We start from the raw sequence: 26,785 nt of genomic DNA, 5'->3' as shown, positions 1-26,785 counted from the left end.
GTATTAAAAATAGTCTATAATCAAGGGGATTTATGCATTGTAACAGTGTTTGAGAAATATTGATACAACTTTTGGTTGATTCGTAGGGGGCAGTAGACCGATGATATCGCTTCATGAAGTCAGCAAAAGTTACGGCTCGGGTGCCGGAGGTTTCAAGGCCGTCGACCGGGTGTCCCTGACCGTTCGGGGCGGAACGATTCACGGCATTATCGGGCCGAGCGGTGCGGGGAAATCGACCCTGCTTAGGATGATGAATCTGCTAGAGCCGCCGGATGAAGGCGGGGTTATCGCGCTCGGTCAGGACCTGACCGCGCTGCCCGAAGCCAAACTGCGCATCGCCCGCCGCTCGATCGGCATGGTATTTCAGCAGTTTCATTTGCTGCATAACCGCACCGTAAGCGGCAACGTGGCCGTACCGCTGGAACTGGCCGGTACGGGAAGAACGCAGCGGCGGGAGCGCGTGCTGGAGTGCCTCCGGTTTGTCGGACTGGAGGACAAAGCGGATCAATACCCGGCCCGGCTCAGCGGCGGGCAAAAGCAGCGGGTGGCGATCGCCCGGGCCCTGGCCCACCGGCCGGCCGTGCTGCTGTGCGATGAGCCGACTTCCTCTCTGGACCCGGACACCACCTCGGAAATTCTCGCGGTGCTCCGGCACATCAACACGACGCTCGGAGTGACGATCGTCATTGTGACCCATGAGATGGAGGTTGTGAAGGAACTCTGTCATGAGGTGTCCGTCATGGAACGTGGCAGGCTGGTCGACGGTTTTGCTCTGCCGCGCCGGACTCCGGCGGAAAGTTCCCGCCCCAAGTTGTCCTATCGGGAACAACTGCTTGGAGAGGGAGGGGAGGCCCATGTTTGACTTCGCCTTAATGGCCGAGAAGGTGATGCAGTTTCGGACCCAGATCGCCGAGGCCGTCGGAGAGACCTTTCTCATGGTGGGGATCTCCGTGGCCGCCGCCGTATTGCTCGGCCTCCCGCTCGGCACGATGCTGTTTCTGACGGCCAAGGGGCAGCTTTACGAGAATCGGACGTGGTCCGCGCTGCTGAACGGATTTGTGAATGTGGTCCGTTCCTTTCCGTTTTTGCTGCTCGTCGTATTCATGATTCCGCTGACCCGGCTGCTCGTGGGAACGGCGATCGGAACCTTGGCGGCTTCCGTCCCCCTGGGCGTGGTCTCCATTGCCATCTATGCGAGGCAGGTGGAGCAGTCTTTGGTGGAAGTTCCGCGCGGCGTGGTCGAGGCCGCTCTTTCGATGGGGGCTTCCAAGCTGGAGGTCGTCATGAAATTTCTATACGTGGAAGCCCGTTCCGGACTTGTGCTCGGCCTTACGACGTCGACGATCAGCTTTATTTCCTATTCCACGGTGATGGGAGTCGTGGGCGGCGGCGGAGTCGGCGATTTTGCCATCCGCTACGGATATCAGCGCTTCGAAACGGAGCTGATGGCCGCGGTCATCGTTCTGATGATTGTGCTGGTTCAGCTCATACAGTTTGCCGGAAGCCGGATTTCCCGATGGCTGGACAAAAGATAACGCTAGAAGCGGCGCGGCAGCAAGCCGGCTCCTTCCGCTCAAATCGGGGAACGTGCCTTCTAATGGCCCTTTGATCGCCGGAACCGGGATTAGCGGCCATTTGGGCCGTTATTTCGGCCCGATTCGGCTTTCCCGGAAGAATAGCGGTCAAAAAGGGCCTTATTTCCCCGCGGCGGGCCCAAATATGAAGGTTTAGCCGGCTTTTTTCAAAAATAAGATCCCAAAATGCCGCTATTTCGTCCCAACTAGCCAAATTCGACAAAATAGCGCCTCAAAAGACCCTTATTGCGGCGCAAAAGTCCTTTATTCACTTACTCACAAAAACAAAGCGCAAAAAGGAAGGATGTTGGAGATGAACAGAAAATGGATGCTTGGGCTCGTAGCCCTGATCATGATCATTACTGCGGGTTGCGGCAGCAACACCGGCGGTGCCGCGGAGAAAGGAACCGCGGAACAGGGGAGCACTTCCTCCACCGCGAAAGCGTCCGGCAAACAGGCCGTGACCCTGAAAGTGGCAACGCTGATTCCGCCGATGACGGAAATTTTGGAACTGATCAAGCCGCAGCTTCAGGAGGAAGGCGTCAATCTGGAACTGGTTGTGCTGTCCGACAACATCCAGCCGAACGACGCGCTGGCGAACAAGGAAGTGGACGCCAATTTTTTTCAGCACGTTCCTTACATGGAGCAATATAATGAGAGCACAGGCAGCAAACTCACCGCCGTTCAGCCGGTCTATCACGCCGTTTACGGGGCGTATTCCAAACGGTACAAGAGCATGGATGAACTGCCTGAGGGGGCGACCATCGCAATCGCCAACGACCCGTCGAATACGGGGCGTTCGCTGGTCATGCTGGAGAAAGCGGGAATCCTCAAGCTGAAGGAAGGCGTAGGAATTCAAGCCACGGTAGCTGACATTACGGAAAACCCGAAAAACTTCAAATTTGAAGAAGTTGATTTGCTTATGCTCGCCCGGATGCTGGACGACGCCGACCTGGTTCTTATGACACCGGCCTATGCAAGCCCGCTCGGTCTGACGCCCAAAAAGGACGCGCTGCTGACGGAAACGACGGATTCCGCGTTTGCCATCACACTGGTTGCCCGCGAGGACAACAAGGATTCCGAGGCGATCCAAAAACTGGCCAAAGCCATTTCGAGTCCGGAAGTAAAACAGTTTCTGGAAAAGAACTACAGTGAAATCGCTATTCCAGCCTTTGAGTAATCCACTATAAAAAAAATAGTAGATTACAAAATTGCTGAAATAGTGTTATAATGATCGCAAATGAGTTTTTCATTTCGGATTTCACGGCCGAACAACTTGCGTTGTGACGTTTGTTACAGAGTTTCATGAGCTGCTGAAGTACTATGAAATCAACCCATTAAATTAAAATTTAAATGAATATGGATCTTCGGGGTAAGGTGAAATTCCTGACCGGCGGTGATGATCATCGGATCGATGATTTAGCCCGCGACTCTCCGTTCCCTAAGGGACGGGGACTGACCTGGTGCGACTCCAGGGCCGACGGTAAAGTCCGGATGGGAGAAGATCAATCACAGGCATGCGGGTGCAGGTGCGGATGTATTATCCCACCCCCGCAAGCTTATTTTGATCGGCCCCCGAATGTTGACTGACGTCAATGCCGGGGGCTTTTTCGCGTAGACCCCATATTCAAGAAGGAGTCGGGAATATGGAAAATGCATCAAGTGCCACAATTCAAGTCCATCCATCGCGACCGGTTTCGGGAAGCCGCGCAAGAAGCGGTTTCTGGCTGGTCGTTTTGGGGGCCGCCCTCTGGGGCGTGGATCCGCTGTTTCGTCTTATTTTGCTGAAGTCGATCACCTCGGCCCAGCTCGTCTTACTGGAGCACATCCTCATCGCGCTGGTCGTGGCGCCGACCTTGTGGAAGAACCGGCAGGAACTTAAGGGAATCGGCTGGAAGCATGTAGGAGCGCTGTTGTTCATCTCCTGGGGCGGTTCCGCCATCGCCACCATCCTGTTTACCATGGGTTTAACTCATGGCGATGCCAACGCCGTTCTGCTGCTGCAAAAACTTCAGCCGCTGTTCGCGATCCTGTTGGCCCGCTTCTTGCTGAAGGAATCGCTCCCGCGCCGGTTTGCCCTGCTGTTTCTTATCGCGCTGGCCGGCACGTATCTGTTGACCTTCGGCTTTTCGGTGCCGTTCGGACACTGGAACGACTTTATCCAGGTCGGCAGTCTGCTTTCGCTCGGCGCCGCCGCGCTTTGGGGCGGTTCGACGGTGATGGGACGGATGATGGTCGGACAGATGAAATATGAGACGGTCACCTCGCTGCGGTTCATCCTGGCGCTGCCGCTGCTGCTGGCCGTGACCTGGAATGAAGGGGCCGCGTGGCATTTGCCGACGGAGGCTTCAGGCATGGCCGCTTTTTCGCTGAATTTGCTTGGTCAGGCCCTGCTGCCGGGGCTCCTCAGCCTGCTGGTTTACTACAAAGGTTTGACGACCACGAAAGCTTCCGTAGCTACCCTGGCCGAACTAAGCTTCCCGATGGTAGGGGTGCTGGTGAACTGGATCGCGTTTCAACAGATGGTCACCGTCGCGCAGGCGGTAGGCTTTATCCTGATCTGGTTCTCGCTGTTCGTCATTTCCAGACAGAGCCAGCCGGCGCCGGCCTGACTTGATAAACATAAATCGGAGCATTAAAGGAACAGGTTTTCGACGATGATGTCGGAGGCCTGTTTTTTTATCTCGATAAAGCCTAAAATTTCAGTTATTATAATCAAAATATGATCCTTTCTTCGGGGGAAGGCGTGGCTAACGCACATGATGCTGTTAAAAATGGACATGAAAACCGTTTATATTCTGCTTTCCCTGGGCCACTTGTTTACGATGATGTTTATCACGGCCTACCGCTACAAACAACCCAAGGATAACTCCTATCTTATCTTTTATGCGGCAAAAGGGTGCCAAACGGTCACCTGGGCGCTGCTGGCGATCCCGGACGGGACCGTCCCCATGCCCGTTCTCGCCGCGGCAAATCTCGTTTTTTTGCTCGGTGTCGGGCTCGAAACCTTGGCGCTGATGCGGATTGTGGAGGAGCCGTGGTCTCAAGGGACGTTACGCTACTATAGCTGGATGATCGCGGCTTCTATGGGAGCCTATCTGCTGGCGGTTCTTCTGCAAAACACCGAATCCATCCGCATTTTTATCGTGTCCATGGCGGTGGTGCTTTTTCTGCTGCCCCCGGCGCTCCGCATGATCGGTTCCAGGAAGCGCTCGGCTCTTCGCATTTTATTGGGAAATTTATATCTTCTTATGGCCGCCGGTCTGTTGATTCGCATCGGATTAACCCTGTTTCCGGCCTTGCCGGTGACGGTGAACAAGCCGGGGCCTTACCAGGCTTTGTCGTTCCTGTCGCTTTATTTGATTATGACCTTGGGAAATGCGGGGTTTGTGCTGATTTCCAAGGAAAAAGCCGACCGGGACCTGTACAAGCTGGCCAGCCGGGACGATTTGACCGGTGCGTTGAACAGACGCTCGTTCCTCCAGGAGGCCGGGCGGTTGATGGACGATTGCGCGAAGCACCGCAAACCGGTCACGTTTATCCTGTTGGACCTTGATAACTTTAAGGGGATTAACGATGCCTTTGGACATGATGTCGGCGATACCGTGTTGAGAGAGTTGGCCGGGAACGTCAGGCTTCAGTTTGGCGACAGGGAATTGTTCGGCCGGTACGGCGGCGATGAATTCGCCCTCTTTCTGCCGGAAGCGGAAGAGGCGTATGCGGACGCCAAAGCCGAAGGGCTGCTGGAGCTGGTGCGGGAACGTAGAAGCAGGCAGGACATGACGATGGGTGAGCATGCGATCCGCTATACGATCAGTATGGGAATGATCACGGAGGTGCCGGGCCCCGGCATCACGCTTGACCGGTTATACAAGGCGGCGGACGAAGCGCTTTATCAGGCCAAGCGCGAAGGGCGGAACCGTGCGGCCCGAGGCCGAGTGGCGCCGAATCAAAAACAGGAGCCTTTCCCCGATCCCTTATAGGGACAGGCACGGCTCCTGTTTTTATGGTTTGCGGGGTATCGCGGTTAATCCGTCCGGGCTTCATCCAGCCAAAGGATCGCAGTAACCCCCCGCGGGTAGTAGCGGCTGCCGCAAATTACGCCGGCCAGCATCTGGTCGCTCCAGCTCCAGTAGGCGTTGTCCTTGCTCGTCAGCCAGGCGACATGGGCGGCATCGGCGGCAGCGCCGGCTTCGTCCCACGGCAGGCCGAGGATGTGCCGGGCGATGAACTGGCTGAGGTAAATTTTGCTCAGCCAGGAATTGTCGCTGGTGGAGGACAGCTTCCAGCCTCCATCCGCGAACAGGCAGACGCCGGGGACCAGCACCGTCGCGAGATGCTGTTTCAGAGCGCCGATGTAGGCCGCAAACCTGCCGTTCGGATCCAAGGCTTCCGGGCAGCCCGTATAAAGCGGGAACACCAGGCCTTCAATCGCGGGAATGATCCGGGAATCATTGTTCTCCGCGATAACGGCGGGAATGTAGCCCTCCGGCAACAGTTGGCCGGTGATCGTCCGGGCGCAGCGCTCCGCCTGATCGCCCGCCAGCTTGCCCGCTTCGGGCCGGCCGTTTGCGGCGAACAGCTTCTCCATGGCGACATAAGCGGCCCAGCTTTTTCCGGCGAGGTAGATGTTGTTCCGGGCCTGCCCCAGCGACACGTCCAGACTGTCATAGGTTGTAATTTCGGCGCCGCCCATCGTTCTGGCGCTGTCGAGTCCCATGATGCCGTTGCGCTGCGCCGGGTCGGGGTGATCGCGGTTCACCATGCTCTCCAGGCATTCCTCGAAGATGCCGAGATTGCGGCCGAGCCACGCGCTGTCTCCGGTATGCTGCACATAAGCGGCGGCGCACAGCACCCAATTGACCAGCTGTTCATGGGTCATATGGGAGAAGCAGTCCTCGATGGCGTGCAGTTCGTAGGCGGAATACCCGGGGCGGGAGAACGAATTAGCCACGCCCATATCATGCGTGAAGCTGATGCCGCCGGGATACGCCGTGTCATCGCCGGGAAGGCGAACCGTATCTTTATAGCTGTAACGGTTGACGAATAAATCGAGCTCGTTTTTAACCGTCCACGGGTTCATTTTGAGCTCAAAAAACAACTGGTCCACCGTCAAATCAAAGGTATTGATCATCCGGTATTCGCCCTCATTAACGATCCAGAGCGGTTCGCCCCGATGCTCCAGCAGCTCGGTCGAGCCGTAGTAGCTGCGGATGGCGTGGTGAAGCATAAAACGCTGGTCCTCGTTCAAGTGGGAGGCCTTCGCAAATCCCTCGCACCATCCGGCCGCTTCCACCTTCCGGTCATAATGTTTCAGTGCGTACCGGGCTACGTCTTCAATATCGGCAAAGTAACGCGTGTAAAAATAAGCGGCATCCATCCCGGTCGTCACGAAACCGCTTTTATAGAAACACAGTGCGAAGCGATAAGTCGCCTTTTCTCCAGCCGGGGTATCCATCAGCAAGGCGCCGACCGGGCCGAGCCCGAACCTCAGGTTTTCTTCCACTTTGGGCTTCAAAACATCCTCGATCGTGAAAAAGCCCGCGCTTTTGACCCGGCGGTCGTCCGTGGCGATGGCGAGATGCCGGCCTTGTCCGATGCCGGTAATTTCTCCTTCGGTCGTATCTTCCAGCCTCCGGATGGCGGAATAAGGGTCCGTGCCGTGAAAGCCGAAGAAGGCTTTTCTCGCGGAGGTGCCACGGGTATTATCGACGATGATTTCCGCCAGTACGGCGGGGACGAGCGCGAATTTCAATTCTTCGGCATCGGCCGAGGCGGGGTCCGGCACGCTGCCGAACGGGGAATAGAGACGGAAGGTCAGATCGCCGGCCTGCCACTCGTCTATGGCCGCGCCGAACTTGCGGGAGACGGCCTCCCTGGAAAACGGGAGGAGAAGCGCTTCGTCCGCTGCTTTGCCGGACCCGTTTTGCTCGGACGTGTAGCGGTCCCGTTCGTCCTGGCCCTCGCCGAAGAAGGGGAGAGCCCTGTATTTTTCTTCACCGTCTTCCTGCAGGCCGATGTATATATTCTGGTTGGGCGGGCTCCCCAGCTCAAGATCGAAACCGCCGCTTTTTCCCGGATAGCCCAAAGTAAAGCTGGCGAAGGCTCCCACCGGGGAGTGATGCGCGTTGAAAAATATGTTTTTACCCATCTCGATAAACCTCCTATTCAACCTCAAAACATTGTGATAACTTGATTATATCAAGGGGTTGGGCGGAGTCCCATGTCCAAAGCGATTATGGTTTTACCCAAAACGTTCACGAATGGAAACTATGGATTAATGGAGGTTGGGAAGCATGGAGATGCATGAGAATCATCAAATCTCGGAATTTATGCTGCCGGATATGGACTCCACGTTTCAACTGTTTGCGGCGCATCTGCGTACCGTCACCCCGGACTGGTCCTACCCGCGGCACAGCCACCCGATGTTTGAAGTGAATTTGCTGCTCGCCGGCCGGCAGGAAATGACCGTGAACGGCCAAAAGTATGTGCAGGAGCCCGGGGACGTCATGCTGCTGCGTCCGGAGGAAATCCATGAAAGCCGGGCGTCGGGCTCGGAGAGCATGACCTACTACTGTCTTCATTTTAATGTGGACGACCGGGTGCTGAGGGGACTGCTCTGTCAGGGAAAAGCGATTTATCATGACGGCGGCAGCTTGCTGACGCAGGCCATTCGTCCGAGCCTGGACAAGCTGATCGCGCTCACGACTCGGGCCGATGCCGAACAGCTGGGAAATCGCATGAGAACGATGTCCGCCGTGTATGAGCTGTTCGCCGGGTTCAGCGAAACGCTGACCGAAAGCCGCAAGCCGGAAACTCCCGGCAACCGGACAACCCGGGTGGCTTCCGAAATCGCGGCCGGCCTGGAGAAATGCGTGGAAGGCGAAGGGGCGGAGAGCGAACCTACCCGGGAAACCGTGGCCGCCGTAACGGCCGGCCTGGGTTACAGCGCCTCGTCCTGCAACCGGATGTTTCATCAGGTGTACGGCATGTCGCCGCGCCAATACTTGTCCGCTTTGAAGCTGAAGAAAGCCAAGCTCCTGCTGATGGAGCCGTCCCTTTCCGTGGAAGCCGTATCCGCGCGCCTCGGATATAAGGATATCGCGCATTTCAGCCGCCAGTTCAAGCGGTGGACCGGCGAACCGCCGGGGAAATTCCGGGCCAGGTTCCACATTTGACATTGGGGGTTGTCGGTACGGCATGTTCAACCGTACGATCCTGCTGTAATATATAACCAATCGATCATTCGATAAAAATTTATAGCGAAAGAAAGGCGTGGGCGGCATGAACTTTCGATTCGAGGGTACCGAGGACCCGATTCGGATTCCGGACAGGAAGCGAATTGTATTTTTGGGAGACAGCATTACCGAGAACGGCGCTTATATTCGATACCTTGACGCATTTTTTCTCAAGCATTTTCCGAATCACCGCCTGGATTTCATCAATTTGGGAGTGGGCAGCGAAACGGCGGCGGGAACGCATGAATCGAGCCATCCTTTTCCGCGTCCCTGCGTCAATGAACGGTTGGAACGCGCGCTGGCCGAGAGCCGGCCGGATTGGGTGTTTTTCTGCTACGGAATGAATGACGGAATATATCATCCGTTTTCGGAGGAGCGGTTCAGGCTATATCGGGAAGGCATGCTGCGGGCCGTGGAGCAGGCGGAGAGGGCCGGCGCGAGGGTGATTTTGATGACGCCGCCGCCGTTCGATGTGTTGTCCGTGAACGGGGAGCCCTTGCCGGAGGGAATGCCGGACTATGCTTTTGAAACCCCTTACGAAGGCTATAATGACGAGGTTCTGGGAAAATACGCCGACTGGTTGGAACGGATCGGAGCCGAACGGGGCTGTACGGTCGTGGATTTGCGGGAACCGCTGCTGTCCTATATCCGGCAGCGGCGGGAGGCGGATCCCGCCTACAAATACGGGGATGCCGTTCATCCCGAGGAGGACGGCCATTGGGTGATGGCGCGCGCCATCCTGAAGGACGCGTTTCACATCGTCCTGGAGCGGACGCCGGCGTGGGTGGAGCATTTGGACGGCAACTTCATTTCGCTCGTGCGCCGGCGCCGAGACGTGCTGAACGCCGCTTGGCGGGAGCATGTCGGGCACAGCAATCCGTTCAAGTTCGACGCCCTGTCTCTGGAGGAGGCCGAGCGGGTGGCGGAAGCGATGCTGGAGGAGATCCGGGCGGCCGCGGAGCAAGAGGAGTGAGCCTTGTCGGCGGTTCAAAGCCGATGAAGGGCTGTCTGCGCACCGACTTCTATCATGAGGGGCGGGGGGGGGGGGCTACCGGCAATCGCCGGCAATTGCCGGCATTGCCTGTCGGGCCCCCTTCGCGGCCTTTTCGCACCCCCTGCTGGGCCCCTTGAGGGCTCCCGTTAGCCCCGGCACCCAACGGTAGTCCGCGGCAAGCCCCGTCGACTTCCAGCGCCCGGTGTTCTCTGATAGCCCCCGGGAAGCCCCGTCGGCGCCCAACGCCCGGCGTTCTCTGACAGCCCCCGGGAAGCCCCATCGGCCCCAATCGTCCGGCGTTCTCCAACTTTTAACGGAAATAATAGCCGCTATATCGCGAAATTTCGCCTTTTTGAAATTCTAACGGAACTAGTAGCGCCTATTCTGGTTCATCGCCGTCCCAATGACGCCATTTTGCGGAAATAGCAGCTACTGCGTCCGTTAGAATCAGGAATCGGCCCATTTGGACGGAATAGCGGCTATGGCGTCCGTTAGAATTTCGCCCCGGCCCAGCGGGGGCTGTACGGAGGCCCCAACGGTAGTCCGCGGCAAGCCCCGTCGACGCCCAACGCCCGGCGTTCTCTGACAGCCCCCGGCAAGCCCCAACGGCCCCAATCGTCCGGGCGTTCTCCAACTTTTAACGGAAATAATAGCCGCTATATTGCGAAATTTCGCCTTTTTGAAATTCTAACGGAACTAGTAGCGCCTATTCTGGTTCATCGCCGTCCCAATGACGCCATTTTGCGGAAATAGCGGCTACTGCGTCCGTTAGAATCAGGAATCGGCCCATTTGGACGAAATAGCGGCTATGGCGTCCGTTAGAATTTCGACCCGGCCCAGCGGGGGCTGCACGGAGGCCCCAACGGTAGTCCGCGGCAAGCCCCGTCGACTTCCAGCGCCCGGCATCCTCCGATAGCCCTCAGGAAGCCCCATCGGCGCCCACGCCCGGCGTTCTCCGATAGCCCACAGGAAGCCCCATCGGCGCCCAACGCCCGGCGTTCTCCGATAGCCCTCAGGAAGCCCCATCGGCGCCCAACGCCCGGCGTTCTCTGACAGCCCCCGGGAAGCCCCATCGGCCCCAATCGTCCGGGCGTTCTCCAACTTTTAACGGAAATAATAGCCGCTATATCGCGAAAATTCGCCTTTTTGAAATTCTAACGGAACTAGTAGCGCCTATTCTGGCCCATCGCCGTCCCAATGACGCCATTTTGCGGAAATAGCGGCTACTGCGTCCGTTAGAATCAGGAATGGGCCCATTTGGACGAAATAGCGGCTATGGCGTCCGTTAGAATTTCGGCCCGGCCCAGCGGGGCTGCACGGAGGCCCCAACGGTAGCCCTCGACAAGCCCCGTCGGCGCCCAACGCCCGGTGCTCTCTGCCAGCCCCCGGGAAGCCCCATCGGCGCCCAACGCCCGGCGTTCTCTGACAGCCCCCGGGAAGCCTCATCGGCCCCAATTGTCCGGGCGTTCTCCAACTTATAACGGAAATAATAGCCGCTATATTGCGAAATTTCGCCCTTTTGAAATTCTAACGGAACTAGTAGCGCCTATTCTGGCCCATCGTCGTCCAAATGACATCATTTTGCGAAAATAGCAGCTACTGCGTCCGTTAGAATCAGGAATCGGCCCATTTGGACGAAATAGCGGCTATGGCGTCCGTTAGAATTTCTCCTATCAGCTCCTGTGCGACGAAACTCCTTCTGTTTCGTGGTGACCTCGGGTCAATCGACAACTTCGGGGTGCGCAACCGCCTGATCGCCCCACGCCATCTACTCCCCGCGGCCTGCAAGCTCCCCGCAGACTCCTTGCGGCCCCTGCGAGCTCCCCCGTAGACTCCCCGCAGCCTGCAAGCTCCCCGCAGACTCCTTGCGGCCCCTGCAAGCTCCCCGTAGACTCCCCGCAGCCTTCAAGCTCCCCGCAGACTCCTCGCGGCCCCTGCGAAATCCCTCGCAGACTCCCCGTGACTACGTTCAGACTTTTACTTTCCACATAACCGGTCAGAGGCTTTTGCACAGTAACTGCTTCTTCGAGCCGTTTTTTATAACGTCGCTTCATTCTAAAACGCCCCCCGATTGGAAAACCCCACGCTAAAGGTATACATATAAAAAGGCTGCCTATTTCTACTCTTTTTACATATTGAAAAAGGAAATGTGGCCCTGCGCTAACAATTCTCGAATAGACTGTGGGGGGAATGATGCTGAAATGGGGGGAATCGGATTGAAATTAAGGACTTTAAGGATGGTCTCGCTGCTGATGGCGGCGGAAATTTTGCTCAGCACGGCGGTTGGTTCGGTGGCGGGTGCCGCGGGCCCGGTCGCCGGAGCCACAGGGGGAGCCGGGATGATCGAGTCGGCGGGATCCGTGGATTCTGCAGGAGTCGTCGATCCCGACGAATCGATGGATCCCACCGGAGCCACTGGTGCGGAGGATCGCGGATTCAGTCTGAACGCGGCGGCCGCCGCGATCGGAATATCCGGTGCGCCTTCTCTACCTGCCGCAACAGCCGGGCAGCCCTATTCAGTGACTCTGGACGTGTACGGGGGACAAGCTCCTTACACTTTTACAGCGGCGGGGCTTCCGGCAGGTTTGACGATCTCGGAGACAGCCGGCCTCATTGAAGGAACGCCTGCCCCAGGTACGAAAGGCGATTATACGGTTACTTTTACTATCAAGGATGCGGCTTCCGCGGAATTTACCGATACCCGGGAGTTGCAGGTGAACGCGGCTGTATCGGCACCCGCCCCCGGACCGGCGGAGGACACGCTGCGAATCCGCAAAATCGCCAGCTATGAAACGGGAACGCCCAATAAGGATGGCGGAGTTGCCGAGATTGTCAGGTACAACAGGGATAACGGGAAATTCTATCTCGTCAACGGTTCGACGAATCCGCCTTCGATCGATATCGTGCCTTTAACGGCGGGCGGTCGGCTGGCCAAGGAAAAAAGCATCAATGTTAAGCAACTGGCGGAAACCGACGGGTTCCGATTCGGGGATTTGACCAGTCTCGATATCAATCCGAAAACCCGGACGATTGCGGCGGCGGTTCAAGAGGCGGCAGCGGACAAGCACGGCAAAATTCTGGTGCTGGATTATGACGGAAACCTGCTGACCACGTATGAGGCCGGAGTTCAACCGGACATGGTGAAGTTTACATCGAACGGGAAAACCATTTTGTCCGCAGATGAGGGCGAGCCTCGCGAGCCGGGGATCGACCCCGAAGGCAGCGTCACGATCATCGATTTGGAAACCGATGAAGTGGTTCATGTCAAGTTCGACGACCCTACGGTGATCGACGATGCCGTGCACATTCGCGGAGCTGCGGATGCGGACGGCAACATCACGGGGCCCGGATCCAAGAAAGACGCTATCCGTGATCTGGAGCCGGAATACATCGCTTTGTCCGCGGACGAAAAAACAGCATACGTGACTCTACAAGAGAATAACGCCGTCGCTGTGGTGAATATCGCCGAGGCCCGAATTACCGCGGTTCACGGCCTGGGAACCAAGGATTTCAACGATCCGAAGAACGCCCTGGACCTGGTTAACGATGGGGAAATCAAGCTGGAGAATGCGCCATTCCGAGGTTTGTATATGCCTGACGGAATCGCCGCCTATGAAAAGAACGGGAAAACCTACCTCCTGACCGCCAACGAAGGCGATGCGACCGAATGGGGGGATCACCGGAAAAACAACAGCAAAATTTCCAAGCTGAAGGCGAAATTGGATTCCGCCTCGCCTGCCGCCGAGTTCCTGAGCCGGCATGGGTCGGCCTATGACAAAGTGGAAGCTGCCGGTGATATGGGGACAGATAGCGTGTATATGTATGGCGGGCGTTCTTTTTCCATATGGGACGCTTCTTCTCCGGCCACGGTCATTTCGCAGGTGTACGATAGCGGCAGTGATTTTGAGCGGATCACCGCGGAGCGGCTGCCGGATTATTTTAACGCAAGCAACAGTAAGGTGGAAAAAGACGACCGCAGTCCCAAAAAAGGACCCGAACCAGAGTACGTCACCGTCGGCCAGGTCGGGAACCGGGCCTTCGCGTTTATCGGTCTTGAACGGGTTGGTGGAGTCATGACCTATGACATCACGAATCCGGAAAATCCGGTGTTCGCGAACTACACGAATACGCGTGATTTTACGGCGGGAATCAACACGGATACCGGGCCGGAGGGGTTGGAGTTCATCCCGGCACCCGACAGTCCGACAGGCCGGCCGCTGCTGCTTGCCGCTAATGAAGTGGGCGGCACTGTGACCGTGCTGGAGCTGGACGTCACCAAGGTTTCGCTGAACAAGAAAAGCCTGCGGCTGCAGATTGGCGGAGCTGGGGAACAATTGACGGCCGCGGTGGAAGGGGCTGTCGGTTCTAGCCGCGTGACTTGGAGCTCGTCGCGTCCGGATATCGCGGGCGTGGATGCGGACGGGAATGTCACCCCGATCGCCAAGGGGCAGGCTGTGATCACGGCGCTTAGCGAGGACGGCTACGGTGTAGCGGAAGCGGTCGTTACGGTGGAAAGCGGCGGCCAGGATACCTGGGAGCTGACAGTGATGCATACGAACGACACGCATGCCCATTTGGCCGATGTGGCGCGCAGAGCTACGCTGGTGAACCAGGTCCGGGCCGAAGGCGGAAACAGCCTGCTGCTGGATGCGGGGGATGTTTTTTCCGGGGATCTGTATTTTACAAAGTGGCAGGGGTTGGCGGACCTCGAGTTTATGAATTATATGGGCTATGATGCCATGACGTTCGGAAACCACGAGTTTGACAAGGGGACGAAGGTTCTGGCCGAGTTCGTGCAAAAAGCCAAGTTCCCGCTCGTAAGCTCCAACGTGGACCTGAGCCGGGACGCCAACATGGCGCCGCTGCTTAAGGCTCCGGTCACGATCGACCACGAGAAACCCCAAACGCTTGATAATGCCGGCGTCTACCCATATGTCGTTCTTGACGTTGACGGTCAAAAAGTAGCCGTATTCGGTATGACAACGGAAGATACCAAGGAAACATCCAGTCCGGGAAAAGACGTTGTTTTCCGGAATGCGGCGGAAGCGGCAAAGGAAACGGTCCAAGCGATCGAGCAGGAAGGCATCGATATCATTATCGGATTATCGCATCTGGGGTATGCCCGGGATCAGAAGCTCGCTGAGGAGGTGGAAGGGATCGACCTGATCGTCGGCGGCCATACCCATACGCGGTTGGATCAGCCTGAAATCGTCGTCGATGACGAGTACCAGACGCCTACGGTGATCGTGCAGGCCAACGAGTGGGGCAAATTCCTCGGCCGCGTCGATTTGGTATTCGACAGGAAAGGGACGGTGCTGACGGGACCGGGACAAACGACGGGCAGGCTGATCACCGTTGACGCCAAAGTGCCCGAGGACCCCAGGGCCGCTGAAATGCTCGCCCCCCTCAACGCGGAGCTTGAGGAATTGAAAAAAGAAGTGATCGGAACGGCAGCGATTCCCCTGGACGGAGAGCGCAAGAATGTCCGCTCCAGGGAGACGAATCTCGGGAATCTGATCGCCGACGGCATGCTGGCTAAAGCCAAGCAGCTGAAAAACGCGGACATCGCCCTGACCAATGGCGGGGGAATCCGCGCCGCGATCGATCAGGGAGACATTACGATGGGCGAACTGCGCACCGTAATGCCGTTCGGCAATACGCTGGTTGTCATGGATGTAACGGGCCAGCAGTTGAAGGACGGGCTGGAAAACGGGATCAGCGGCGCCAAGCTGAGCGATCTGCCCGGTAAATTCCCGCAAATCGCGGGCATGAAATTCAAATGGGACCCGGCTCAAGCGGCGGGGAACCGGGTGTTTGACGTTCAGATCCTGAAGGGATCGGCTTATGTTCCTTTGGATTTAAAGGCAACGTACCGCATGGCCACCAACAGTTTCGTGGCGAACGGCGGAGACGGCTATGCTTCCTTTGCCGAGGCGATTGGCGCAGGGGCTTATTACGAGGATCTCGGTTATCCGGATTATGAGATCTTTATCGAGCATGTGAAGTCGCTCGGAGGTACGGTTGCGCCCAAGGTGGAGGGGCGGATCGTGGAGCAGGCCAAACCCGCAAACGGTGGCGGCCCATCCGACGGAGGCTCCTCCGGAGGCGGTTCCTCCTCGGGCGGCGGCTCTGGCAGCGTAACGACGCCAACGCCGGCGTCTTCAACGCCTCCGGCAGCACAGACATCGGGTGCCAAACTTTCGGGCGACCAACTGCAAACCTCGCAGACCGTGAACGCCGCGGGGCAAACGATAACGGTGGTCAGCGTCAAGTCGGCTGCGGTGCTTGATGGCGCGCTCAAGGCGGTAACAGGAGGTTCCGCCGAGCATGTGACGATTTCCTTGCCGGACGTAAACGATGGCGTGGAGCTGCGGCTTCCGGCCCAGACGTTGATGGCGAATGCGGCCAAGGCGGCATCCGCCTCGGCTGTCGTGATCGAAACCGGAGCCGCGGGCTACCGCCTTCCGCTCAAAGCGATCAGCGACGGCGTGAACGCTGCGCTGGGAACGGGGAACGGACTGAATCAGCAGTCCTTGCTGTCGATCTCCGTTGTTCCGGTGCCCGAGGTTCAGCAGGAGAAGCTGGAGACCGCGGCGGCAAACCTCGGGGCGCAAGCCGTGAAAGGGACGGCGCTGGATTTTCGGGTCAGCCTGGTTCATAACGGAACGGCGAAGGCCCTGAATGAAATCGGAGCGAAATCCCTGAGCCGGATTATCCCGCTTCCGGCAGGTGGCAGCGGGGCGAACCTCGTTGCCGTCCAGTTTGACGAGGCGACCGGCGAGCTTCGCCCGGTTCCGGCGGTGTCCGTTACCTGGAACGGCCGGCCCGCGCTGGAGCTGAAGCCGCTCTTCGGTGGCAGCGGAGTCGTTACGATCGTGGATCACAAGAAGGAATTTGGCGATGTGACCGGCCATTGGGCGGAGAAAGAAATCGAAGCGATGGCCTCCCGCTTGATCATCAAGGGCACGGATGCATCCCATTACACGCCGGGACGGGAAGTAACGCGGGGTGAATTTACCGCGCTGCTCGTAAGGAGCCTCGGGTTGCCTTCGGCCGGGGAGGCGAACCCGTTCACCGGCGTTTCCGCAGGCGGTTCACTGGCCGGAGATCTCGGGGCCGCGGTGAAATTCGGACTGATCGATGGAAGCGGCAATGCTTTTGCGCCGAATGAACGTTTGTCCCGGGTGGAGATGGCCATGCTGCTCTCCCGCGCATGGGAACTCGCGAAGAGCGGAAAAGAGGATGCGGCGGCAAACGGCGGTTCTGGTTCTGGTGCTGTTCCCGGTTCCGGTTCTGGTTCGCCCGGCGCCGGCAGCCCGGTACGGTTTGCGGATCAGGGCGCTATTCCGTCCTGGGCGGCACCGGCCGTTGCACAGCTGGCCGAACTGAATATCCTGAAAGGGAATGAGAAAGGACAATTTATGCCGAACGGTTCCATGACGCGGGCGGAGGCCGCCATTGTTTTGCTGCGAACGATGCAGGCCTTGGGACTGGCGGAATAAATAAGCCGGCAAAACGACAAAAACCCAAAAGCAGGTTTCCGGGGAATATCCCCTTGGGAACCTGCTTTTTTAGCGGATTAATGCGGAAGCTTGGGTTGGAGAACGATTAGGCGGTTTGCCTCAAGTCATAAAACAAAATGCGAGACCACGAACACGGCCGGCGAGTTCCAGTAGATCGTCACTTCGTTCCCCGCGTAACTAAGCTCGTCGTCGATAAAGCAGCGGGCCGGCGCTTCGCCCTGCAGATGCTCCATCATGCAGTCGTCGTTAAGGCCGCGATTCGGTCCTCCGATTACGAGGCCGGGCACGGGTTCGGCCACCCGGTCGCCCACCGAAGGGCGATGGTGCGGATGCATGACCGGACGGTCGCCGTAACCCGTCACATAACTGTAATCGAGTGCGTTTCGGCCCAAAAGGTAATGGACATGGTCGAGGGCGGCATGTTCATACTCGGTCTTTCCGCCGAAGCGGAAGGCCATGAGCAGGAGCATCGCGCGGTTCATGACAACCATGTTGCTGCCCCAAATGTAATCCGCCGGCGTCAAGGATATGCCGTAGCCGTCACCGGAACAGATCGCCAGCAGTTTGTCGGCCTCCGTCAGGAGTTCCTCTTTTAATCGGGCATACAAAGTAGGATCGGTATTTTCGGGTCCGTCCAGCAAATAGGCCAGGGAGCCGTAGGCGCCCATATCGGCCCAGCCCAGCTCAAATTTCGGAAATTGCTGGAGGGCGAGCCGTCTGAATGCCTCGTGAAAAGCTTCATCGCCGGTGGTGCGGAAAAGCTCCGCCGCCGCCCAATAGCGCTCGTCGAGATCTTGGGCGTCTCCGTATTCTCCTGTGCCGATATCGGCCGGATTTTTGAAGCCGGGGACCTCGGGGTGATCGAGCAGCCAGCGCCAAGCGCGTTTGGCCGCATCCAGACAGAGGTCCGCAAATGCCCCGTCGAACAGGCGGTAGATACGTGCAGCCATGGCCATGACGGCGGCGAAGCATCCCGTAGCCGCGGCCGATACGGGAAGAAAATACAGCTCGGCCAGGTCGTCTTCCGGCATGACGTCGAGGGCCGGGAATTGCTTGGTCGTCAGTTTGTGGAACGCGCCGCCTGTGCGTTCATCCTGCATTTTGAGGAGCCATTCGAGCTCGTAACGGCACTCATGAAGCACATCCGGCGTACGCCCGTCGCTCTCGGGGAGCGGCACAGTGCGGCGGAAAGCCTGCGGATACAGCTCGTAGGCGAGCAGCAGATCGGCGACCGCCTTGGCGCCGGGGCCGGTGTATTTGCCGTAGTCGCCGGCGTCGTGCCAGCCTCCGGCACTGTCCCGCCTCCGGTCGGGCTCGCCGTAAACGATGCCTTCCGCCAGATGGCAAGCTTGGTGTGCCCAAGGCCCGGCAAACTCCTCCTTCAGCTCGCAGCCGCAGCGGAAAAAGTAAAAGGCTTTAAGCAGGCCGGTATGCAGGTCGGCGTACGGGTTGTTCGCGATGACGAAGGGGGAGGAAGCTTCGCCGTTTATCCGAATCCGGTAGGTACCGGGTTCGGAAAGCCCGGAGAAATCCCCCAAGCTCACCGGGGTGCCTGCCGCCTCGTCCTGCCGGGCGGGGGCGGTTTCCCCCGCGAAGGCGACCTCTCCGGTGGCAGCGTGAATCACTTCAAATGCTCCGCCGGCCCCGGCATAGCGGAACGATTTGGGTCCGGATGCCGGATAGCCGATTTGGTTGACGGTAAGAATGCGTGGTTTTACTGCGGACATCGTAAATCCCTCACTTTTTCAGAAAATTAGTGGCGATACCTAAGACTCCATAATCTGCTTGAAAATTCAGCAATGTACTTTAAGAGCTCATAACCAGCTTCAGAGTCAGCAACGTACTACAAGAGCTCATAAGTAGCTTCAGAGTCAGCAACGTACTTCAAGAGCTCATAAGCAGCTCAGACTCCGCAACGTACTTAAAAAGTCCATAACCTACTCCAAGACCGCAAGATACCTCAAGAAGTCCACAACCCACTCGGTGCTAACCCGGTGCTAGCGCTTACAAGTTGAGAAGTTTAAGAGTGACGGAAAACGTTTTCTGTCATTCTGGTTTATTATATCAAACTCCGCCCCAGGCGAAAAGATTTTTACGAATGGTCTGGGTGCATGATACGATAAATCACAGCCGAATTTAAATGCAGCGCATTTTATTTCTAAAAGGAGACCCTTATGATATTGTCGTTTTTCGATGCCCGGCAAGCACCGGATTTCCTCATGTTTTCCGCGCCCCATCTGCTTTCGCTCCTACTATTGTCGGCTTTGGTTTTGGCGCTCTATCTGTCCAGACGACAACTCCGCAAAAAGAACACGTTGCGCCTGGCCGTAAGATACGGATTGATCACCCTTCTGATCCTTTGTGAAGCCAGTCTGAATATCTGGTATTTCGCCGAGGACGTTTGGGACATCCGCTACACGCTGCCCCTTGAGCTATGCACGATTACACTTTTGCTCTCGATCCTGATGCTGTGGACCCGAAAGCGCTGGCTGTACGAATTTCTGTGGTTTGCTGGAATTGGCGGCGCGCTCCAGGCTTTTTTGACGCCGAATCTGGCGTACGGATTTCCGCATTTTCGTTTCTTTCAGTTTTTTATCGCCCATTCGGCCATCATTCTGGCTCCGCTCTACATGACATGGGTCGAAGGGTACCGCCCGACCTGGAAATCGATCGGCAAAACGATGGTTTTCCTTAACGTTCTGGCTCTAGCGGTAGGTTTGTTGAATGCGGCAGTCGGCGCCAACTACATGTTTCTGCTGCACAAGCCGGATACGCCTTCGGTGCTCGATTGGCTGGGTCCCTATCCGCTATACCTATTAGCTGAGGAAGGCATCGCCCTGTTTCTTTTTGTGGTCATGTACGGTTTGTTCTTTGCACTCGGGGATTATATTAAAAAGAGACGCAAGGCGGCGGGAGACACTTACCAGGAGAGAGCTTAGCCGCGCCGACCCCCGGAGCCCCGAGTTCGGAGTCGAAGGCTTGAAGATCGAAGGCTTGAAGTTTGAAGGCTGAAGTTCGTAGGAGCGAAGCTCGAGGGCTTGGAGTTCGAGGGTGCGAAGCTTGAGGGCTAGAAGTCTGAAGAGCGAAGTTTGAAGGAGCGAAGCTCGAGGGCTTGGAGATTGAAGGCTGAAGTTCGGAGGAGCGAAGCTCGAAGGCTTGGAGTTCGAGGGCGCAAGCTTGAGGGCTAGAAGTCTGAAGAGCGAAGTTTGAAGGAGCGAAGCTCGAAGGCGTGAAGGTTTGTAGTTTGAAACTCGAGGATTGAAGCTTGAAGTTCGAAGAAGCGAAGTGCTCCGAGGCCCAACGGCTTGGATTCGCGAATCCGAAGTACCGGTCTGATCGAGTTGGCTTGTCTAACGGAAGCCATAGCCGCTATTTCGTCCAAATGGGCGGATTCCGGATTCTAACGGACGCAGTAGTTGCTATTTTGGCAAAATGAGGTCATTTCGGAAGGGAAAAGCCCAAATAGGCGCTACTATTTCCGTTAGAAATCCGAAAGCGCGGAAAATAGCGAAATAGCCGCTATTATTTCCGTTAGCGCAGTGCGTTGCCCGGATCTCGCAAGGAGTTCGGGCGCGCAACTGGACATCCGTTAAGGTGACACGCAGAACGGATCTCCGGTAGGGCGATGCGCAGCTCGGTTCTCGCATAGAGCGATTGCTTCTCGGATTTCGGATAGAGCAGCGCGCAGCTAGACTTCCGCGGGGCCATCGCGCAGCCTAGGCCGGCTGGGTCAAAATTCTAACGGAAGCCATAGCCGCTATTTCGTCCAAATGGGCGGATTCCGGATTCTAACGGACGCAGTAGTTGCTATTTTGGCAAAATGAGGTCATTTCGGAAGGGAAAAGCCCAAATAGGCGCTACTATTTCCGTTAGAAATCCGAAAGCGCGGAAAATAGCGAAATAGCCGCTATTATTTCCGTTAGCGCAGTGCGTTGCCCGGATCTCGCAAGGAGTTCGGGCGCGCAACTGGACATCCGTTAAGGTGACACGCAGAACGGATCTCCGGTAGGGCGATGCGCAGCTCGGTTCTCGCATAGAGCGATTGCTTCTCGGATTTCGGATAGAGCAGCGCGCAGCTAGACTTCCGCGGGGCCATCGCGCAGCCTAGGCCGGCTGGGTCAAAATTCTAACGGAAGCCATAGCCGCTATTTCGTCCAAATGGGCGGATTCCGGATTCTAACGGACACAGTAGCTGCTATTTTGGCAAAATGAGGTCATTTCGGTAGGGGAAGGCCCAAATAGGCGCTACTATTTCCGTTAGAAATCCGAAAGCGCGGAAAAATGTGAAATAGCAGCTATTATTTCCGTTAGCGCAGTGCGTTGCCCGGATCTCGCAAGGAGTTCGGGCGCGCAACTGGACATCCGTTAGGTGACACGCAGAACGGATCTCCGGTAGGGCGATGCGCAGCTCGGTTCTCGCATAGAGCGATGTGCTTCTCGGATTTCGGATAGAGCAGCGCGCAGCTGGACATCCGTTAGGTGACACGCAGAACGCATCCCCGCAAGTGCGATCATGCATCGGTCTCCGGCAGAGCGACGCACTCGGACCTCGCTTAGAGCATCGGCCGGTTAGGATCTCTGCTAGCGCAATGCGCAGCCCGCATCGGCCTCTGACAGACCGCCGCAGCTCGAACCTCGCATAGACCCGCGCCCGACGAGGGCAGGCCGCAACGCACACCGCGCAGCCCGCTCCTCCCTTAAGGCGGTGCGGGCTGGGCTTCCGTCGAGCACAAGCACCGGGGGGGTGCGGTTGCTGTGTTTTTATCAGAGCAAAAGGAGGGATGACGGAATGCAGGAAGTTCAGGATCATCTGGATTACGGCTTGTCTATCGTTTTTATCGGATTCAATCCGAGTTTGCGGTCCGGGGAGGTGGGACATCATTACGCCAATCCCCGCAACAATTTCTGGCGGATTCTTTACCGGTCGGGCTTGACGCCCCGGCTCTACAAGGCGGAGGAAGACGGGGAGCTGCTGAAGCTCGGGTACGGGTTTACGAACATCGTGGCGCGTCCGACAAGGGGAGCCGAAGATATTACGCGCGAGGAATACAAGCGGGGCCGGACCCTGCTGCGCTGCAAGCTTCGGGAGTATAGACCCAAGTTTGCCTGTTTTGTCGGCAAAGGCGTGTACGCTGAGTACAGCGGAAATTCCCGGGCGGGCTGGGGTTTCCAACCGGACATGATCGTGGACGGCGTTCAGGATTTCGTGGCCCCGTCCTCCAGCGGGCTGGTGCGAATGAGCATGGACGAGATCGTCGGGATTTATCGGGAGTTGGCCGAAGCCATCCTGTGACAAAATCGGCTCTCTTTTTAGGGGAAACTCTCATTTCTCTCGACTCTTTTCTGGTAGTATGTTATCATGAGAATCTGATAACGTATTAACGAACTAAAGCGCGCGTGCCGCGTTTTGTCTACATGATGGGGGAGAGATACAGATGAGAAAGAAGAGCGCAATTCTGCTATCGATTTTGGGCATGATTCTAGTTATAGTGTCCGGATGTTCCGCTTCCGGCGCCGGCAAGGATGATAACAAGCTGGTCATCGGCATCGATGATAAATTCGCCCCGATGGGTTTCCGGGATGAGAATAACGAAATCGTCGGGTTCGATATTGACTTTGCGAAGGCTGTCGCGGATAAAATGGGCATGGAAGTCACCTTCCAGCCGATCGACTGGTCGGCCAAAGAGTCGGAGCTGAACAGCGGCCGGATCGACCTGATCTGGAACGGCTATACGATTACGGAGGAACGGAAAGGAAAGGTTCTGTTCACCAAACCATATCTGAAGAACAGCCAAGTGATCGTGACGCTGGCGGACTCGCCGATTTCCGCGATCAGCGAACTGGCCGGCAAGGTGGTCGGGCTGCAGTCGCTGTCCTCGGCGGCGGACGCTTTGAACGCCAATCCGATTAAAGATGAGATCAAGACCGTCACGGAATTCCCGGACAATGTGCTTGCGCTCAGCGACTTGAAAACCAAGCGGCTGGATGCCGTGGTCATTGACGAAGTGGTGGCCCGCTACTATATGTCCAAGGAAGAGGGCACCTTTAAATTGCTGGACGAGTCCCTGGCACCGGAGGAGTACGGCATCGGCGTGAAAAAGGGCAATGAAGAACTGCTTGAGAAGCTGCAGAAAGCGATCGATGAACTGAATCAGGACGGAACCGCCGCGAAGATTTCGCAGACCTGGTTCGGCGAGGATAAGGTGCTTAAGTAAGCAGCTTTGAATATGCAGCGCGTTTTAAAAACCGGATTGAATTCTATATCCGGTTTTTAGTTTTCATTATGAGGAGAGTCATTGATGAGTATGGATTATTTTTGGGAAATTACAGGACCTATGCTGGAGGGTGCGAAGACGACCGTGCTGCTGTTTTTTCTGGCGATCGTCACGTCCATTCCGCTTGGTTTTGCCATAACGCTGGTGGTCCGCAGCCGGTTTAAACCGCTGGCTTGGCTGGCCAATGCCTTTATTTATGTTATGCGGGGCACTCCGCTGCTGCTGCAGATGCTGTTTTTCTGCTTCGGCCTGCCCGTCTTGCCGGTGATCGGCGAGTACTTGGTGTTTGACCGTTTTGTTGCGGCCGCTTTGGCGTTTACGCTGAATTACGCCGCGTATTTCGCCGAAATTTTTCGCGGCGGCCTGCTTGCGATCGACAAGGGGCAGTATGAAGCGGCGCAAGTCCTGGGCTTGGGGCGCTTCCATACCATGACCCGGATCATTCTGCCGCAGATGTTCCGAATCGCGCTCCCGGCGGTGTCGAACGAGGCGATCACGCTCGTAAAGGACACCGCGCTATTGTACGCGGTCGCCGTGCCGGAACTGCTGCATTTTGCAAAAACCGCAGTGAACCGCGACTTTACGATCATGCCTTTCGTGATCGCGGGGGTTATTTATTTGGTGATGACGCTGATCTTGACCCTGTTCTTCAAAATACTTGAACGCAAATTCAAATTCGATTAAAGGACCATGGAATGACGATGAACAATACGATGATTGATGTGAGCGATGTGCGGAAATCCTTCGGTTCGCTCGAGGTGCTCAAAAAGGTTTCCCTGCAAATTGCGCCGAATGAGGTTGTCGCGGTGATCGGCCCGTCGGGCTCGGGCAAAAGCACGATGCTGCGCAGCCTGGCTCATCTGGAGCAGGTGGATGCGGGCAGCATTCGCATTGGGAGCGATTACCTGGTGCAGGACGGCAAATACGCATCTTCGGCAAAAATCAAAGAAATCACGGCCCGGATGGGCATGGTGTTCCAACATTTCAACCTGTTCCCGCATCTGACCGTGCGGGGCAATCTGGAGCTGGCGCCAAAGCTGGTCAAACGCCTGCCGGCGGCCGAGACCCGCGACAGGGCTTCCGCCCTGCTGGAGAAGGTGGGCTTGCTCGAGAAGGGCGACGCTTATCCGGCCAACCTGTCCGGCGGTCAGAAACAGCGGGTCGCGATCGCCCGGGCGCTGATGATGAACCCGGAGATCCTGCTGTTTGACGAGCCGACCTCCGCCCTTGACCCCGAATTGACCGGCGAGGTGCTCCAGGTCATGCGGCAGCTGGCCGAAGAGCGGATGACAATGGTCGTCGTCACGCACGAAATGGGCTTTGCCCGAGAGGTCGCCGATCGGGTCATCTTCATGGCGGACGGCGAATTTATCGAGTCGGGGACGCCGGAGCAGCTGTTCGGTAATCCGCGGCAGGAACGGACCAAAACATTTTTAAACCGGGTGCTGTAGTCGCAGCCCCGGTTTTTTTGTACAATGGTTCGAGGAGAGACCAAAGAAGATGGAGTGGATATGGCATGGAACAGCGAATGGAGAGGGCAGGTCATCAAGAGGGGAGCAGCAATATGGAGCCGATGCTGCGGGAATATTCTTCCGCCACGGTGCTGTCGACCGCGGCTAACTATATCATAGAGCGCCCTGAGGCGTTTACGCATACATACCGGACCTACGTCCGACTGCGGGAGCAAGGAAAGCTGGAGCTTCGTTTTTGGTTCAGCAACGAGGTCGACTCCACCTGGGATCGCGGCGAGGTGGCTAAAGGGGGGCAGCCCGGCGGAGACTGGCTGATCGAGGCCGCGTTCGCGGCCGATGGAGGCACCCGGCGGGACGGCAGCGTCAACCCGGATTCCCGGGTGCCCGTCACCTTCGGCGGCAGCCCGTCCCGGCTTGTCCGGCCGGGGGAGACGTTTTGGAGCGATCCGGTGGAGCTGACGCTTCCGGACGGGCATGACCTTGCTTTTACATGGACCATCGCCGCAGGCTCGGGGAGATCGGTTCCCTATAACGTCGAGCAAATGCTGGTCACGGCCTTCGACGCGCCCGGGAAGCATGCGGAGGATGCCGGAGCGGAGGCTTTTACCCTTTCGGAGAAAAAGCTTGTGATGCCCGCGTGGATCGGATATCGAAAGGCCGTTAAGCGCCGGATGGTGTTCTTCGGGGATTCGATCACGCAAGGCGTCCGAACGGCCGTGGACGGCTACGAATATTGGGTGGCCCGGATTGCCGACGGGCTCGGACCGGACTATGGCGTCTGGAATTTGGGTTCGGGTTGGGCGCGGGCATATGATGCCGCAACGGACACGGCCTGGCTGCACAAAGCGAGACAGGGCGATCAGGTGTTGATCGCGCTCGGGGTGAACGATATCGATATCGGCGAGCGCACCGCCGAGCAACTGCTCGGCGATTTGACCCGGATCGTTTCGATTTTGAAATCGAACAACCCGGCTGTCGATATCGTGATGTTTACGGTGCCGCCGTTCAATTTCAGCGGCGAGCGGGAGCGGGTCTGGCGCCGGGTGAACGAGGCGCTGCGGACGGCCCCGCCGGAAGGCGTGGACCGGGTGTTTGACATCGCCGCGGTATTGGCGCAGCCGGCCCCGCAGGAGCACTGCCTCCGGCCGGAGTTTATGAGCCCCGGCAATGATCCGCATCCGAACGGCTTGGCCGGAAAGGCCGTGGCCGAAGCCTTTTTAGCCTGGTACAAAGGGTGAAGATTGAAATGAACGGGATTTCCTCCCGTTCATTCGTGGTCTAGGGAGGGAGCCGACAAGGCCCATGAATGGAACTCCTCCGCTAAATTCGCCCTAAATCGGTCAGATCGGAATCCGGAATTCGGACTGATTGCGAGCATGTGAGTGAGAGGGAATTCTTCGGCCGACTCCGATTCAAGGCTCAATTGTGGCATATAAACGGGCGGTTTTTCCAGCCAAGACCCCATCGGACAACCTGGGTAACATAGAATTCCTGCAAATCTGCATGTTTTTTTCTCGTTGGGGGCCAAAATTTAAAAATTCCTGCGATTCTGCAGGAATTTTTGACCAAACCGGCTCGTTTCTCAGCAATCTTGCAAAAAAAATGACATAACAAGTAAGAAGAATAATTTACAAAAAAAGGAGACCCCAGTTATCGTAGAATTGTACAGATACATACGAAAGGAGGTCTCCTTGAATACAAAGATACCT

16 protein-coding genes and 1 riboswitch are annotated in these 26,785 nt (G+C 57.1%); of the genes, 14 read left to right on the top strand and 2 right to left on the bottom strand.

The window, feature by feature from the left end; all coding sequences use genetic code 11:
* Positions 1-100 precede the first annotated feature (100 nt).
* The 5 genes from LBW89_RS12015 (at position 101) to LBW89_RS11995 (ending at position 5,557) form a co-directional block, all read left to right on the top strand.
* On the top strand, positions 101-862 hold the full coding sequence (locus LBW89_RS12015; protein WP_225039217.1) for a methionine ABC transporter ATP-binding protein: 762 nt from the start codon (positions 101-103) through the stop codon (positions 860-862).
* On the top strand, positions 855-1,535 hold the full coding sequence (locus tag LBW89_RS12010) for a methionine ABC transporter permease (protein WP_213505572.1): 681 nt from the start codon (positions 855-857) through the stop codon (positions 1,533-1,535). The genes LBW89_RS12015 and LBW89_RS12010 overlap by 8 nt, the downstream gene beginning before the upstream one ends.
* Before the next feature lie 352 nt (positions 1,536-1,887).
* Positions 1,888-2,754 (top strand): MetQ/NlpA family ABC transporter substrate-binding protein, encoded by an 867-nt coding sequence (locus LBW89_RS12005; RefSeq protein WP_225039216.1) that lies wholly within the window; start codon positions 1,888-1,890, stop codon positions 2,752-2,754.
* Positions 2,755-2,933: 179 nt separating this feature from the next.
* Positions 2,934-3,084, top strand: a riboswitch (FMN riboswitch).
* 136 nt (positions 3,085-3,220) lie between these two features.
* Positions 3,221-4,186 carry a DMT family transporter gene (locus LBW89_RS12000; protein ID WP_225039215.1) on the top strand — a complete coding sequence of 322 codons (966 nt, stop codon included), beginning with the start codon at positions 3,221-3,223 and terminating at the stop codon, positions 4,184-4,186.
* 147 nt (positions 4,187-4,333) lie between these two features.
* Positions 4,334-5,557, top strand: coding sequence for a GGDEF domain-containing protein (locus LBW89_RS11995; RefSeq protein ID WP_225039214.1), 1,224 nt, complete (start codon positions 4,334-4,336; stop codon positions 5,555-5,557).
* A 44-nt stretch (positions 5,558-5,601) separates the two neighbouring features.
* Here the strand turns inward: LBW89_RS11995 and LBW89_RS11990 are convergent, their stop codons facing one another.
* Positions 5,602-7,725, bottom strand: coding sequence for a glycoside hydrolase family 52 protein (locus LBW89_RS11990; protein WP_225039213.1), 2,124 nt, complete (start codon positions 7,723-7,725; stop codon positions 5,602-5,604).
* 145 nt (positions 7,726-7,870) lie between these two features.
* On the opposite strand from LBW89_RS11990, the gene LBW89_RS11985 reads away from it, so the two are divergent.
* The 3 genes from LBW89_RS11985 to LBW89_RS11975 all read left to right on the top strand — a co-directional run bounded on the left by LBW89_RS11985 (position 7,871) and on the right by LBW89_RS11975 (position 17,308).
* Positions 7,871-8,752 carry an AraC family transcriptional regulator gene (locus LBW89_RS11985; protein ID WP_225039212.1) on the top strand — a complete coding sequence of 294 codons (882 nt, stop codon included), beginning with the start codon at positions 7,871-7,873 and terminating at the stop codon, positions 8,750-8,752.
* A 106-nt stretch (positions 8,753-8,858) separates the two neighbouring features.
* On the top strand, positions 8,859-9,785 hold the full coding sequence (locus LBW89_RS11980) for an SGNH/GDSL hydrolase family protein (protein ID WP_225039211.1): 927 nt from the start codon (positions 8,859-8,861) through the stop codon (positions 9,783-9,785).
* Positions 9,786-12,022: 2,237 nt separating this feature from the next.
* A complete protein-coding gene (locus tag LBW89_RS11975; protein ID WP_225039210.1) occupies positions 12,023-17,308 on the top strand; it encodes a choice-of-anchor I family protein in 5,286 nt (1,761 codons plus the stop codon).
* Between the two features lie 125 nt (positions 17,309-17,433).
* Here LBW89_RS11975 and LBW89_RS11970 read toward each other — a convergent pair whose 3' ends face one another.
* Positions 17,434-19,056, bottom strand: coding sequence for a glycoside hydrolase family 9 protein (locus LBW89_RS11970; protein ID WP_225039209.1), 1,623 nt, complete (start codon positions 19,054-19,056; stop codon positions 17,434-17,436).
* A gap of 447 nt (positions 19,057-19,503) precedes the next feature.
* On the opposite strand from LBW89_RS11970, the gene LBW89_RS11965 reads away from it, so the two are divergent.
* The 6 genes from LBW89_RS11965 to LBW89_RS11940 all read left to right on the top strand — a co-directional run bounded on the left by LBW89_RS11965 (position 19,504) and on the right by LBW89_RS11940 (position 26,314).
* Entirely contained in the window at positions 19,504-20,268 is a 765-nt protein-coding gene (locus LBW89_RS11965) for a TIGR02206 family membrane protein (RefSeq protein ID WP_225039208.1), read from the top strand.
* 1,850 nt (positions 20,269-22,118) lie between these two features.
* Positions 22,119-22,622: a mismatch-specific DNA-glycosylase gene (locus tag LBW89_RS11960; protein WP_148450911.1), complete on the top strand. Its 504-nt coding sequence runs from the start codon at positions 22,119-22,121 to the stop codon at positions 22,620-22,622.
* Positions 22,623-22,764: 142 nt separating this feature from the next.
* Positions 22,765-23,544, top strand: a complete 780-nt coding sequence (locus LBW89_RS11955) for an amino acid ABC transporter substrate-binding protein (RefSeq protein ID WP_148450910.1) — start codon at positions 22,765-22,767, stop codon at positions 23,542-23,544.
* A gap of 84 nt (positions 23,545-23,628) precedes the next feature.
* The gene (locus LBW89_RS11950; protein ID WP_225039207.1) at positions 23,629-24,288 is read left to right on the top strand and encodes an amino acid ABC transporter permease; all 660 of its coding nucleotides are present in this window, start codon (positions 23,629-23,631) and stop codon (positions 24,286-24,288) included.
* A 17-nt stretch (positions 24,289-24,305) separates the two neighbouring features.
* Positions 24,306-25,055, top strand: a complete 750-nt coding sequence (locus tag LBW89_RS11945; protein WP_318249370.1) for an amino acid ABC transporter ATP-binding protein — start codon at positions 24,306-24,308, stop codon at positions 25,053-25,055.
* A 65-nt stretch (positions 25,056-25,120) separates the two neighbouring features.
* On the top strand, positions 25,121-26,314 hold the full coding sequence (locus tag LBW89_RS11940) for an SGNH/GDSL hydrolase family protein (protein ID WP_225039206.1): 1,194 nt from the start codon (positions 25,121-25,123) through the stop codon (positions 26,312-26,314).
* Positions 26,315-26,785: the final 471 nt, after the last annotated feature.

This window comes from Paenibacillus sp. alder61 (assembly GCF_020179875.1).
GTDB lineage: Bacteria > Bacillota > Bacilli > Paenibacillales > Paenibacillaceae > Fontibacillus > Fontibacillus faecis.
The sequence above is the reverse complement of the archived record's forward strand: the minus strand, read 5'-3'. Positions and strand labels throughout refer to the sequence as shown.

What these genes read in the sequence shown, in the direction of transcription:
- LBW89_RS11990 (WP_225039213.1), bottom strand. Translation starts at nt 7,725, where the DNA reads ATGGGTAAAAACATATTTTTCAACGCGCATCACTCCCCGGTGGGAGCC.
- LBW89_RS11970 (WP_225039209.1), bottom strand. Translation starts at nt 19,056, where the DNA reads ATGTCCGCAGTAAAACCACGCATTCTTACCGTCAACCAAATCGGCTAT.
- LBW89_RS12005 (WP_225039216.1), top strand. Translation starts at nt 1,888, where the DNA reads ATGAACAGAAAATGGATGCTTGGGCTCGTAGCCCTGATCATGATCATT.
- LBW89_RS11995 (WP_225039214.1), top strand. Translation starts at nt 4,334, where the DNA reads ATGATGCTGTTAAAAATGGACATGAAAACCGTTTATATTCTGCTTTCC.
- LBW89_RS11960 (WP_148450911.1), top strand. Translation starts at nt 22,119, where the DNA reads ATGCAGGAAGTTCAGGATCATCTGGATTACGGCTTGTCTATCGTTTTT.
- LBW89_RS12010 (WP_213505572.1), top strand. Translation starts at nt 855, where the DNA reads ATGTTTGACTTCGCCTTAATGGCCGAGAAGGTGATGCAGTTTCGGACC.
- LBW89_RS11985 (WP_225039212.1), top strand. Translation starts at nt 7,871, where the DNA reads ATGGAGATGCATGAGAATCATCAAATCTCGGAATTTATGCTGCCGGAT.
- LBW89_RS12015 (WP_225039217.1), top strand. Translation starts at nt 101, where the DNA reads ATGATATCGCTTCATGAAGTCAGCAAAAGTTACGGCTCGGGTGCCGGA.
- LBW89_RS11945 (WP_318249370.1), top strand. Translation starts at nt 24,306, where the DNA reads ATGAACAATACGATGATTGATGTGAGCGATGTGCGGAAATCCTTCGGT.
- LBW89_RS12000 (WP_225039215.1), top strand. Translation starts at nt 3,221, where the DNA reads ATGGAAAATGCATCAAGTGCCACAATTCAAGTCCATCCATCGCGACCG.
- LBW89_RS11940 (WP_225039206.1), top strand. Translation starts at nt 25,121, where the DNA reads ATGGAACAGCGAATGGAGAGGGCAGGTCATCAAGAGGGGAGCAGCAAT.
- LBW89_RS11980 (WP_225039211.1), top strand. Translation starts at nt 8,859, where the DNA reads ATGAACTTTCGATTCGAGGGTACCGAGGACCCGATTCGGATTCCGGAC.
- LBW89_RS11950 (WP_225039207.1), top strand. Translation starts at nt 23,629, where the DNA reads ATGAGTATGGATTATTTTTGGGAAATTACAGGACCTATGCTGGAGGGT.
- LBW89_RS11955 (WP_148450910.1), top strand. Translation starts at nt 22,765, where the DNA reads ATGAGAAAGAAGAGCGCAATTCTGCTATCGATTTTGGGCATGATTCTA.
- LBW89_RS11965 (WP_225039208.1), top strand. Translation starts at nt 19,504, where the DNA reads ATGATATTGTCGTTTTTCGATGCCCGGCAAGCACCGGATTTCCTCATG.